General features: G+C 74.2%; 7 protein-coding genes. 2 read left to right on the top strand and 5 right to left on the bottom strand.

All coding sequences use genetic code 11. From position 1 onward, the window contains the following. Together ABD437_RS10300 and ABD437_RS10305 are read left to right on the top strand one after the other, a co-directional pair. The coding region (locus tag ABD437_RS10300) for a sigma-70 family RNA polymerase sigma factor (RefSeq protein WP_344648539.1) at positions 1–214 on the top strand (214 nt) is incomplete at its 5' end. 2 nt (positions 215–216) lie between these two features. After that, on the top strand, positions 217–1,290 hold the full coding sequence (locus ABD437_RS10305; RefSeq protein ID WP_344648540.1) for a hypothetical protein: 1,074 nt from the start codon (positions 217–219) through the stop codon (positions 1,288–1,290). On the opposite strand, the gene ABD437_RS10310 is transcribed toward ABD437_RS10305, so the two are convergent. From ABD437_RS10310 to ABD437_RS10330, 5 genes are all read right to left on the bottom strand, one after another. After that, positions 1,291–1,527: an Atu4866 domain-containing protein gene (locus tag ABD437_RS10310; RefSeq protein ID WP_344648541.1), complete on the bottom strand. Its 237-nt coding sequence runs from the start codon at positions 1,525–1,527 to the stop codon at positions 1,291–1,293. It lies immediately after the preceding gene. A 105-nt stretch (positions 1,528–1,632) separates the two neighbouring features. Continuing rightward, a complete protein-coding gene (locus ABD437_RS10315; protein WP_344648542.1) occupies positions 1,633–2,193 on the bottom strand; it encodes a sigma-70 family RNA polymerase sigma factor in 561 nt (186 codons plus the stop codon). Between the two features lie 144 nt (positions 2,194–2,337). Beyond that, positions 2,338–5,745 carry a right-handed parallel beta-helix repeat-containing protein gene (locus ABD437_RS10320; RefSeq protein WP_344648543.1) on the bottom strand — a complete coding sequence of 1,136 codons (3,408 nt, stop codon included), beginning with the start codon at positions 5,743–5,745 and terminating at the stop codon, positions 2,338–2,340. A 33-nt stretch (positions 5,746–5,778) separates the two neighbouring features. Beyond that, positions 5,779–6,975: a hypothetical protein gene (locus ABD437_RS10325; protein ID WP_344648544.1), complete on the bottom strand. Its 1,197-nt coding sequence runs from the start codon at positions 6,973–6,975 to the stop codon at positions 5,779–5,781. A gap of 12 nt (positions 6,976–6,987) precedes the next feature. After that, the gene (locus tag ABD437_RS10330; RefSeq protein WP_344648545.1) at positions 6,988–12,318 is read right to left on the bottom strand and encodes a hypothetical protein; all 5,331 of its coding nucleotides are present in this window, start codon (positions 12,316–12,318) and stop codon (positions 6,988–6,990) included. Between the last annotated feature and the right edge of the window lie 40 nt (positions 12,319–12,358).

Here is a 12,358-nt window from a genome sequence, read left to right on the forward strand (position 1 = left end):
CGCCGGCTCGCTCACGCTGCGCTCCGCGCTCGCGGGGCTGCCGCCGCGCCAGCGTGCCGTGCTCGTGCTCCGGTTCTACTCGGACCTGTCGGTCGAGCAGACCGCGGAGACGCTCCACTGCTCGGTCGGCACGGTGAAGAGCCAGACGTCGAAGGCGCTGGCGTCGTTGCGCCGCGCGCTCCCCGACGCGCATCCGACCGGGCCGAGGAGCTGACCGTGGACGAAGCACGCACCCGGGCCCTGCTCAGCGAGATCGCCGCCGACCCCGAGCCGCCCGAGCCGGTCGACCTCGACCGGATCATGGCGGCCGGCCGCCGTCCCCGTCACCGCGCCGCCGCGTGGGTCGCGGCGGCCGCGGTCGTCGTCCTGGTGATCGGTGTGGTCACGCTGGTCGTCCGCCCCGACACCGGCCCACCGGTCCCGGTGACGAGCGCCTCCGCCACGCCGTCGCCGGTCACCCCGCCGTCGGAGATCACCCCGCCGACCCGGTTCGATCCGCGCCGGCTCCGGATCACTCCCGGCTGGCTGCCGGACGGCTTCGTCACCGGGGAGTACGGCGCCGGCCGGACCGGGGAGAGCTTCGCCGCGTGGCGCGCCACGAGCACCGGCAGCGCCTACCGGGACCAGACCACCGGCCTGCTGGAGGTCTACCTCGGCGTCCGGGGCGCGGCGCCGCACCACTTCGGTGAGCGGTACGCCGCGCCGGCGGCCGGGCCCTCGATCAACGGCGCTCCGTCGACCTGGGAGCCGGGTCACGGCGGAGGGCTGCTCCGGTGGGAATGGGCGCCGGGTGCTCCGGCCACCATCCGCATCATGGACGTCGCCGGCGCGCGGGCGATCGCGATCCGGTTCGCCACCACGCTCGAGCTCGGCTCCACCCGACCGGCGGCGCTGCCGTTCACGACGGAGACACCGCCGGGGCTGACCGTGGCCGGAGCCTCGTTCGTCGCCTCGCGCTACCCGCCCCAGCAGGGGCTTAGGTTCGCCGGCGACGCCGACCCCACGGACGACGTCTCGATCACCCTGATCTCGTCTCCCGGCTCGAAGGGCGGTTTCGAGAACAACGCGACGGTGAACGGCCGACCGACCCAACTGTTCGCCGACCGCGTGAAGACGTCGATCCTCCAGCGGTACGGCAACGACCTGCTCGAGGTCGTCTGCTATGTCCGGAAGGGACAGTCGGCCGCCGAGGCGCGCACGGCGTGCGTGCGGGTCGTGGAGACCACGCGGGTCGTGGGGGTGACCACCGACCCGTCGACCTGGGCCACCACCCCGGTGCGGCCCGGCTGATCACTCCCGGTAGAGCACCAGGTGCTCGTGGTAGAGCACGCCGTCGCGGACGTCGCCGGTGGCGGTGAAGCCGGTGTCGTCGACGTAGTCGAGGTGGTTGCCGGTGACCGTGTAGCGGCCGGTGTACGCGCTGACCCGGGTGCCGCGCTGCTCGTCGTAGCGGCCGTCGGCACGCAGTTCCTGCCGGATGTGTCCGTCCGCGGTCACCCACATGCCGACGACGTCGAGGTCAGCCATGATCAAGCCTCGTTTCACTGGGAACGGTTGGTACCCGGTGAGTCTCGGCCGCGCCCCGGACGCGAACCAGGGTGCGTTCCACCCAGGGTGGGCCGCACCCCCGCGTCAGCCCGCGGTGCTCCAGTGCACGTGGCCCTCGCCGTCCCGGTCGGCGAACGCGGCCCGCAGCGCACGCTGGCCGTAGTGCAGGCGCGACTTCACCGTGCCCAGCGGCACCCCGAGCCGTTCGGCGACCTGCTTGAGCGTCGCGCCGTCGAAGTAGACGTGGACGAGGACGTCCCGGTGCTCCGGAGCGAGGCGCCCGAGCGCGTCGGTCACCGCGAGCGAGTCGACGACCGAGTCGGCGTGGTCACGCGCGACCGGCGGCCGGTGGACGACCTCCGCGGCCTCGGCGGGCCGGGACGCCTTCGCCCGGTGCTGGTCGATGATCAGGTTGCGGGCGACGGTCAGCAACCAGCCCCGCACCGAACCCTTGCCGTTCGACATCACCTCGGGCTTGCGCCAGGCCTGCAGGATCGTCTCCTGCACCACGTCCTCGGCCGCCGCGGAATCACCGGTGAGCAGGGTCGCGTAGCCCATCAACGCGCGGCCGTGCTCGGCGTAGAGGAATCTGACCAGGTCCTCGTCGCCGACCACCGCTTGCTCTCCGGTTGGCTGAGCAGCCATGCACGCACTCCCTCGTCGTTTCCCTGGCGAGCTGGACTTTTGGTCGTCATCACCCGTCGGAACCCGTACCGACAACTGTCGAGAGTGGATCACATCGAAAGCCACGGTCAACACAAGTCACTCAAAGACCACCCAGAAATTGCTTTAGCTCCCAGTGGGCGCCACAACATCTTCAGGTAACAAAAAGCACAACTCGTCGCGCGTGGGTTGCGTGTTCCGGCTCAGGCGCTTCGCCTGCCGGACGATCGCCGCGTCCAGGATCTGGCGCGCGTACCGTCCGTTGCCGAAACTCTCGTCACGCACCACCGCCTCGAACTGGGTGCGTAGCGCGGCGAGCGCCCCGGCGCTGCACTCGTAGCCCGACGACGCCGCGTGCTGGGCGACGATCGTGACCAGCTCGTCGGACGAGTAGTTGTCGAACGTGATGTGGTGGGAGAACCGCGACGAGAGCCCCGGGTTGGCGTCCAGGAAGTCCTTCATCTGTTCGGCGTAGCCGGCCGCGATCACCACGACCTCGTCGCGGTGGTCCTCCATCAGCTTGACCAGGGTGTCGATCGCCTCGGTGCCGAAGTCGTTGCTGCCGCCGGCCCGGCCACCGCGCTGCGACGAGAGCGTGTACGCCTCGTCGATGAACAGGATGCCGCCGCGGGCCCGGTCGAACGCCTCCCGGGTGCGCTGCGCGGTGTGCCCGATGTACTGGCCGACCAGGTCGGCCCGCGCGACCTCGATGAGCTGCCCGGTCTCGACGACACGCAGCGCGGTGAGGATCCGGCCGTAGTAGCGGGCCACCGTCGTCTTGCCGGTGCCGGGCGGCCCGGCGAAGATCAGGTGCCGGCTCAGCGACGGCACCGGCAGCCCCATCTCCTGCCGCCTCCGCGCCGAGGCCAGCAGGTCGACCATGTCGGCGACCTCGGACTTCACGTCGTCCAGGCCCACCATCCGCTGGAGTTCGGCGAGCATCGCCTCCACCTGCTCGGTGTCGACCGGGCCGACGGTCTTGCTGGGCGGGATCAGGTCCACCGGCAGCAGCCGGGTCAACGCGCGGGCGTCCGCGGTCTCGTCGTCGGACAGGCGGTAGGCCTGGCGGCCGACCATCTCCTCGAAGACCTTGCGCGCCGTCCGGCCGTTGCCGAACGTCTCCCCGCGCGGCATGTCCTCGAAGTGGGTCATCAGCGCGGCGCGGGTCTCGAACTCCATCCGGTAGTCGTGCGTCCGGCACAGGCGCTCGACGATCGTGACGAGGTCACCGGCCGAGTAGTCCTCGAACTCGATCGTGCGCGTGAACCGCGACGCCAGCCCCGCGTTGGCCGCGAGGAACTTGCGCATGTCGAACGTGTACCCGGCGACGATCACCACGACGTCCTCGCGGTGGTCCTCCATCAGCTTGACGATCGTGTCGATCGCCTCCTGACCGAAGTCCGGTCCGCCGCCACCGGAGCCGGCGCTGAGCGTGTACGCCTCGTCGAGGAAGAACACGCCGCCGAGCGCCTTGTTGAACATCTCGGTGGTCTTCAGCGCGGTACCGCCGACGACGCTCGCCACCAGGTCGGCCCGCGCCACCTCGATCAGCTGCCCGGTACGCAGCTTGCCGAGCGCGGCGAGGATCTTCCCGTAGAGCCGCGCCACCGTCGTCTTGCCGGTTCCCGGTGAGCCGGCGAACACCAGGTGATGCCCGAGCGGCGGGCTGGGCAGCCCCGCCGCCGCGCGCCGCTCCGCCATCTGGTGCAGCCGCACCAGCGTCTCCACCTCGCGCTTCACGCCGCCCAGACCGACCAGGTCGGTCAGCTCCCCGAGCGCGGCGGCCAGCGCCTCGTCGGCGTCCGCGGGCAGCGCGCCGACCGTCGGCTTCGCCGGTTCGGCGGCCGCACCGGCCGCGGGTGCGCGTCCGCCGGGCTCGGGGCTCTTCCCGGCCGACGACGTCGTGAGCGCGGGCGTGTCGGCGCCGGTGTTGCGCCGGCTGACGACGTCGCTGACCGTGACCGCGGTGGCCTCCGGGCCGGCCTTCAACCCGGCGCCGCGGTTCTCCATCGTCCGCACCCGGGTCAGCGCGATCGGCTTCGGCGAGGTGAGCAGCATGCCGTCGCCGGCGTTGCGCAGGAACTCGCACTCGGTGACCGTGCCGGCGGCGGCGTCGCTCAGCTGCAGGCCGGGGCCGCCGTTCGACTCCACCCGGGACGACGACAGCGTCACGGCTCCCTCGCCGTGCACCCGCACCCCGACGCCGGCGTTGTCGGCGACCGTGCAGCCCTCGACGGTGGCGACGCCGCCGGTGCCCACGCTCACGCCGGCGTCGGCGCCGCGCAGCACGCGGGTGGCCCGGATCTCCGGCCGCCCCTCGCCGACCCGGACGCCCACTCCGGCGGACCCGGTGATCTCGCTGTCCTCGATCACGCCGTGGCCGTCCGCGTCGACGACCAGACCGTCGCCCGCCGCACCCTGGATCGTGACCCGGCGCAGCAGCGGGTTCGCCGCCGCGCGGATCTCGGCGCCGTGCCCGGCCATCCCGGTCAGTGTCACGTCGCTGAGCGTCGGTGACGCGGAGTCGGCGACGTAGAGGGCGGGCCCGCCGCTGCCCCGGACCGCCGAGTGCTCCACCGTCGTCTCGGAGTTCTCGGCGATCCAGAGGCCGGCCGCGCCGATCTCCTCGAACGTGCACCCGTCGAGCGCGCCGGTCGACTGCTGCAGCGCGTGCAGGCCGTGGCCACCGGCCCGGGTGACCCGCAGCGCGGTGACCCGCGGCGCCGCCTTCTGCAACAGCACCAGGCCCTGACCGCCGACGCCCTCGACCACGCAGTCGCGCAGCTCCGGCCCGGACGCGGCCACCATGATGCCGATCCCGCTGCACTCGACGACCGACACGCCGTCCAGCGTGGTCTCCGCGCCCTGCTCGAGCGCGACCGCCGGTGAGCCGCACGACCGCACCGTGCCGCCCCGGATCTGCCCCTTGCCGCCCTCGGCCGAGAGCACGCCGGAGCGCCCGGCGTCGGCGATGACGCAGTCGACGAACTGCGGCGACGCGCCGGTGCGGATGACGATCGCGGACGTGCTGACCGGGCCGAGCGCGCACTGTTCGAACAGGCCGCCCGCGCCGTCGACCGCGAGGACACCGGCGCCGCCCGGGTTCGCGAACGTGGTGTCGCGCGCGCCCACCTCGGCCTGGCCCCGCACCACCAGCGCCGCGGCCGACTCCGCCCGCACCGAACAGTCGACCAGCCGCAACCGGCCGGACGGGACGTCGACCGCGGCCTGCTCGGCGCCGCTGTGCACCAGCACCAGGCCGCTGAGCGTCACCCGCTCCGCCGTCGACCGGACGACCGGGTCGCCGTCGCACTCGACCCGGACGCTGCCCGACGGTCCCGCCGCCGAGATCGTCACCTCGCGGGTCAGGCTCAACCGCTCGGGGTAGGTGCCCGGCTGCACCGAGATGACGTCGCCGCCGCGCGCGTTCGCCAGTGCGTCACCGATCGTCGTATAGCAGTTGGGCGTTCCCGGCGCGACGTTCAGGATCGAACGCTGACCGGCACCGGGCGTCGACACGACGGCGCTCGACATGCGGTTGTCCTCTCTGGGGGCGGCACGACCGGGTCAGTCGACGCGCCAGGCGGGGGTTTCCGGCACCGGGCGGGCCAGGGCGGCCATCACCCGGTGGTGGCTCAACCGGTCGAGCGACGCGGGCGGCCCACCGGCCGACCGGATGTGCTCGATCAGCGCGGGATCCGGCGCGAGACCGTGCTCCCGCAGGTAGTAGGCGACGGTCTCGGGCCAGACCCAGACCCCGTCGGAGCGGAACGTCATCGGCACGACCGCGCCCCGGTCGGCGTCGAGGACGTCGAGCATCGTGCCCGGGGTGCGCAGCACCGGCTCGGCGTCGCACAGGTACGCGAGCAGGGCGTCGCGGTCGGTGTCCTCGGCGCGCGGGTGGTCGGGGTGGAAGAACGGGCCGGTGACCGCGTCCGCCCCGTCGAAGACGCGGGCCAGCCGGACCGGGGTGACGGGCTCGGTGGTCCAGAGCAGCACGGCGCCGGCGAGCGCGGCCTCGTGGTAGGGCGGGAGGTCCTGGTGGGGGCCGAACACCTCGACCCGCGGGGGCTCCTCCCCTACCTCGGCGAGCCACTGCTGCAGTTCGGCGGTGAGTTCGACGGGGTCGGGGTTGGGGTGGGCGCTGGGTTGGGCGCTGGGGTCGGAACCGGAGTTGGTTTCGGGGTCGGTTTCGGGGTCGGTTTCGGGGTCGGGGGCCGGGTCGGTTTCGGCGAGGTAGATGCGGGCGGGGCGGGTCTGGTCGTCGTCGGGGAATTCGCCGCGGAACGGGTCGAGGTTCGTGGCGGTGCTGTCCGGGACGGCGCGCCAGGTGCGCCACAGCGCCCGCAGGCCGGTCAGCCGGCCGGCGGCCTCGATCGCGACCTGGTCGGCGATCCCGTCGTCGGTCTCGCCGGTCTCGCCGGTCTCGTCGGTCTCGTCGGTCTCGTCGGTCGTGTCCGGGACGGGGGTGAAGCGGGCCGACGGGTCGGGCAGGGCGGTCAGCCGGAGCTCGGCGCCGAGCGGCACGACCGGCACGCCGTGGCGGGCGAGGAGGTCGGCGGCCGTGCGCTCCTCGACCGCGGTGAGCGCGAGGCGCCCCGACTCCAGCACGGCGGCCAGGAACTGCGCGAGGTCGGCCTCGTCGTCGTCGGCGAGGAACGTACGCATCATGGCCAGACCGTCGTCGGGCACCCGCCCGGCCAGCGCGAGCAGCAACGCGTGGACCCGGTCGCGGTCGACGCCGCCCGCGGTCTCGATGGACACCGTGTTCTCCTCCTAGCCGGCCGGGGTTCCCGGGCCGGCCGGGGCTCCCTGGCCGACCGGGGCCGCCTGACCGGCCGGGGAGCCCTCGCCGGCCGGGGCGGTGAACGGCTGGCCGTCGCTCGCGATGCCGACCGGTTGGACCACGGCGGTGCTCTCCTCGGCCGCGCGGCTGCCCACCGCGGCACGCAGCCGGGGCAGGATGCGGTTGTCCTCGATCGCCGTGCCGTCCTGCCACGGCCCCAGGTCCCGGTTGCGTACCTCGGTGAGGAACACCCGCACGCCACCGGCGTCGGTGGTCTCCACCGCGAGCACACCCCACCGGCCGGACGGCGAGAACACCACCGGCGCGGTACCCCCGTCCGGGGCGAAGTCCTCGCACCGCCGCCCGGTGACCGACCACAGCACCAGCTCGACGTCACCCGCCGCCGGTGTGCCCCGGCGCGCGCTCGCGACGATCGGCGCGGGCTCCCAGAGCAACCGGCCGGGCCGGTACCACTCGCCGGCCTTCGACGCGGCCCCCCGGATCACCGCGAACGTGACCCCACGGTACGACGGCACCCGGCGCAGACCACTGGTGACGCAGGCGAGCAGCGCGGTCTCGGTGCTGACCCGCCCCGTGCGCTGCGCGTCGACGGTGGCGGCGTGGTCACCGGCGAGGAAGGCACGCAGGGCCACCAGGTCGGCGACCATCGCGTCGGCGTCGACGGCCGCGGCCGTGCGGATCCCCGGACGCTCGGCGAGCAGGACGACGATCTCGCGCGCTTCGGTGTCGTAACGCCACCCGAGCGAGACCCGAAGGAGCTGACGCTCCTCCACGGTGCTACGCCGATCGGCGTCGAGGACGAGGGGCGGCCCGGCGGGCTCGTTGTGCGTGCCGGGCAGGGCCGCCGGGTCGACCGTGGCCGAGGGGGTCGTGGCGGCTGTGGTTTCCGGGTTCGAGGGGGCCGCAGTGGTTCCCGGGGCCGCAGTGGTCCCCGGGGTCTCGGTGTTCGACTGCGCCGCGGTGGTCGCCAGGGCCGTCGGATCCCCGGGGGCACCCGTAGGAGCCGGGGTGGCCGGGCTGGCTGCTGCGCCCGGGGTGGCTGCAGTGGCCGAGGTGGCTGCAGTTGCCACAAGGGCGGGTGTAGTCGACCCGGGGACGGGGCGGTCGGTGCCGGCAGGGGGCACCGGGTCGATGTGCTCGGCGCGGACGTTCGGATGGGCCGGTTCCATCGGGAGGGCCGGTTCCATCGGGAGGGCCGGTTCCATCGGAAGGGCCGGTTCCATGCGGGTCAGCCGAAGCGGCTCCATCATGCCGCCCGGCACGGCCGGCGTCAGGAGAGATCCCGGGTCCGCCGGGCGCAAGGGGGTGCCCGCAGAAGCCGGAGTCGCCGGCGTGATCGTCTGCTCCAACGCGGCTGGGAGCTCGATGGGCTCGATGCCGCCGTCGTCTACGTCGTCATCCTCGTCCTTCGGGACGAGCTGCTGTGCCGCCATCGTGAGCTTCGGCACGAGCGCCGACGGCTCCGGAATCCGCACGGCGAACGGATCCACCGCATGCATGCGCTGCGACTCGAAAAGCTGCGACTCGATGAGCACCCGAAGCTCCTCGGGCAGATCCTCGAAGTACAGCACCGCCTCGTCGTCGGTCGCCTCGTCGTCGATCGCCTCGTCGTCGGTCGCGTACTCTTCGTCGTCCTCAGGTTCCTCGTCGAACGGCCGGAGCTGATCCCGAGCGAAGGTGAGCCGGAGGATCGGCATCGGCTCGTCCGGCGCGGGCGCCGGTAAGGCCTCGGGCGGCGCCACCACGGTCGGCGGCTCCACCGTGGAGGACGTACCGAATCCACTCATCGGCACGTCGGCCACGGACGACATCGACAACGCACTGACCGGCCCCACCCATCCCGACCCGTCCGATGCGCCCCCGGCCTCCGCCCCCGAGGCCGCTTCCCCCACCGGCACGGCCGGCACGGACTGTCCCGACGGCGCCGGCACCCCAGTCGGCGCAGGCTGCGCATTCGGCGTGGGCGTTCCGGACGCGCCGGGTACCTCGGGCTGCGCTGGTTGCGAGGGCTGCTCACTCGGCGCAGCCTGCCCGGTCGACGCAGGCTGCCCGGTCGACGCAGGCTGCCCGGTCGACGCAGGCTGCCCGGTCGACGCAGGCTGCCCGGTCGACGCAGGCTGCCCGGTCGGCGTGGGCTGTGCGATCGGCGCTGGCTGCGCGGTCGGCGCTGGCTGCGCGATCGGTGCGGATAGTGCTGTCGGTGCGGTGGGGGCAGGCTGCGCGGGGAACAGGGGTGGAGCGGATGGCGCGGGCTGTCCGGATGCCGCAGTGGGAGCGGGCTGCGCGGGCGACGGTGGGGCGAGGGCAGCCGCTTCCTCGGCCGGTGCCGGCTGTGATGCGGGGGTCGGCGTGGAACCTGGCGCCAGCTGGGTCGGAGTCGTCGGTGGAGCGGCGGTGATGGTGGGATCGGCAGTGGGCGCCGAGGTGGGTGGGGCGGCGGTGATAGTCGGTTCGGCAGTGGGCGCCGAGGTGGGTGGGGCGGCCGCCGGGGCGGTCGGGAATTGCGGGCTGTCGGCCGGGGGCGAGGCCTCAGTGGAAGGGAGGGTGCGTTGGCCCAGCGAGGCGGGAGGTTCGAAGCCGGGGGCGCCGAGTGGACGTTCGCCGCGGGGCTGTGGGGCTGGGGCCGGCAGTGGGAGGAGGCGTCCGCTCCGGTCGACGACCGCCGTGAGTGCGACTGTTCCCGCGCGCTGCTGCCAGAGTCCCGGCACCGGTGCGGAGTCCGCCTCGGAGACCACCGAGTCACGCTCGTCGGTCAACCCGTTCCCGACCACGGACCCGACCCACTCACCTGACCCGATCGCGGCCGGACCACGCGTGAGAGCACCAGTGGCACCCGAACCAGCGGCGGCCGAACCGATCGCCGCCGAACCGGCAGCGGCCGAATCGATCGCGGCCGAACCGGCAGCAGCCGGAACGATCGCCGCCGGACCAGTGGCAGCCGAACCAGCGGCAGCCGAACCGAGCGCGGCCGAACCGAGCGCGGCCGAACCGAGCGCGGCCGAACCGAGCGCGGCCGAACCGAGCGCGGCCGAACCAGGGGCGGTCGGAGCAGGGGCGGCCGGACCAGAGGCGGCCAGATCGTTCGCAACCGAACCGATCGCGGGCGAGCCGATGGCGCCGGTGTGCCCATCCGCGGCGGCCCTGTCGGCGGATGCGTGCGCTGAAGCTGACTCGTCTGCTCGAGCCGACCCGACCACCCGAGGCGGCACATTCACGCTGAACGATCCGAGCGGCGGGGGCGACCCAACTGCATCGGCCGACCCCACCGACTCGGCGGCCTCAGCCGCCCCCGCAGCACCGAACGCCCCAGCAGCACCGAGCGCACCTGACGCGCCGGCAGCACCTAGCGCACTGGTAGCGCCCAGCGCACTGGTAGCACCCAGCGCACTGGTAGCGCCCGAGTAGCTCGCCGCGTTCGTAGAGCCGACGGCACCCGAGGACTCAACGGCATCACTGGACACCACCGCGCTGGAAGACCCGAAGGCACCAGGGGTCCCAACCGCACCGAACGGCCCGGCCGAGGCGGGCGACACGGCCCCGTGCTGTGGCGCGGCCCCGCGTGGCGGGACTACTACGGTCGGCGGCTCGTCGGTCGTGGGGTCGGAGCCGGCCACGGGAGCGGCGCCGTACCCCGGGCGGCTCGGTGGGATCACACCGGGCACCGATCCGCGGGCCGCGGTGCCCGTCCGCCCGCCGGGAACGGCCGGCCCGCCGAACGTCGGCGGCCCGGGGCGGCGAATCCCCGGCGCCGGCGGCAGGGCCACCGCGTTCGGGGCCGGTGGGGCGGGTGTCACCCCGGGTGGCGGTGGGCCGATCCGGCGGGACTCGTCGAGCGTGTGCACGGCACCGTAGCCGAGCGCGGAGAGCCGCGTTGCGAGCACCGGGGACACCGACGGCGGTACCAGGAGACGGACCCGGGACGCCACCGCGCGGGGTAGGCGGCGCAGGAGTCCGCCGACGGCCGTCACCACGGTGTCCGGGGGCTCGTCGCCGTTCGGGGCGCCCACCACCACGGCCACCGACTCGGGGGTCGGCGCCAGGTGACGGGCCGGGAGGTACCCGCGGTCACCGGGCAGCGTACCCGGGCGCACCCACAGACCGGCGGGCACGGCCTCGACCAGCCAGGCATCAGCCAGGGCGTACGCGGCCGCTCCGGCACCCCCCAGAGCACCAGCGGCCGCTCCGGCGCCCCCCAGAGCACTAGCGACCGGCCCGGCGTCCCCCCGCGGATAGCCGACCCCGCCGGCATCCGGCCGCGTGAAGCCTGCCGCTCCCGCGGCGGTGAGACCGGGTAGCGGCGGGCTCCAGACCGTCGCGCGCGGTTCGCCGCCGGGGGTGTAGGTCGCCTCGTCGACGAACGGGCGCCAGACGATCCGTCCGTGGACATCGGGCAGACCGGTCTGGTGCGCGCCGTCCGAGCCGCGGACCGTCAGGCCGTGACGCGCGGTGACCGGACGCCCGAGTCGGTCGGCGAGCCACTGCGGCCACGACGACGCCCCGTCCGGCGGGCCGGGCACCATCACGGCCGAGATCACCACCACCGGGGGCTCGGCGTCGCGGGGCGCGGCGTTCCACAGCAGACGGCAGAGTTCGAGCAGGGCGGCGGCCAGCCCCATCGGTTCGGTGGCGCCGGTGACGAACACCGTCATCCGGTCGGGTTCGGCGTCGGCCAGGAATGGGAGTGCGCTGGTGCGCGGGGGCGTCCCGGCCGGGTGCAGCCAGAGCCCGGCGGGCACGCCGGTGGTGCGGATGTCCGGCGACGACACGGCCGGGCGCGGCGGCAGGACGCGCTGCCAGGCCGGTGCGGGGAACCGCGGCCCCTCCCAGGACGGCGGGGTGCCGGCGGCGGCCGGCCGGACCGTGACCCAGCCGCGTCCGGTGCCGGTGACGAACAACCGGCCGGGCTGCGGGGAGACGAGCGGGCCGGTCGGGGCCACGACCTCGAGGTCAAGCAGGTCGGCGAGCTTGCGCGCGACGGCGGGCAGGAAGTCCGGGCTGGTTCCCGGGGGCACCGACATCGCCAGCCGGACGCCGTTCTCCGGGCGCGTCGGCGCGCCGTGGCCGAGCCAGCGGAACAGTTCCCAGACCAGGTCGGGATCGGTGGCGACCAGGGCGGGGACGGCGCCGGTCGCGACGACGAGCACGGCCCGGCCCGGTTCGGTCGGCATCGACTCGGCCAGCCGGCGGAACCCGGTGGCCGGGTCGGTGGCGCCGCGCATCAGGAGCGCCGAGCCGACCGGTTCGATCCGCCAACCCGTCGCGGGAGTGCGGTCCAGTGGCCTCGGCCTGGTCACCGTCACGCTGTCGCACCCCCGAGCCCGTGGATCGGAGGTCACACGG

The organism is Cryptosporangium japonicum, from assembly GCF_039524755.1.
Lineage (GTDB): Bacteria > Actinomycetota > Actinomycetes > Mycobacteriales > Cryptosporangiaceae > Cryptosporangium > Cryptosporangium japonicum.

What these genes read in the sequence shown, in the direction of transcription:
- ABD437_RS10310 (WP_344648541.1), bottom strand. Translation starts at nt 1,527, where the DNA reads ATGGCTGACCTCGACGTCGTCGGCATGTGGGTGACCGCGGACGGACAC.
- ABD437_RS10315 (WP_344648542.1), bottom strand. Translation starts at nt 2,193, where the DNA reads ATGGCTGCTCAGCCAACCGGAGAGCAAGCGGTGGTCGGCGACGAGGAC.
- ABD437_RS10320 (WP_344648543.1), bottom strand. Translation starts at nt 5,745, where the DNA reads ATGTCGAGCGCCGTCGTGTCGACGCCCGGTGCCGGTCAGCGTTCGATC.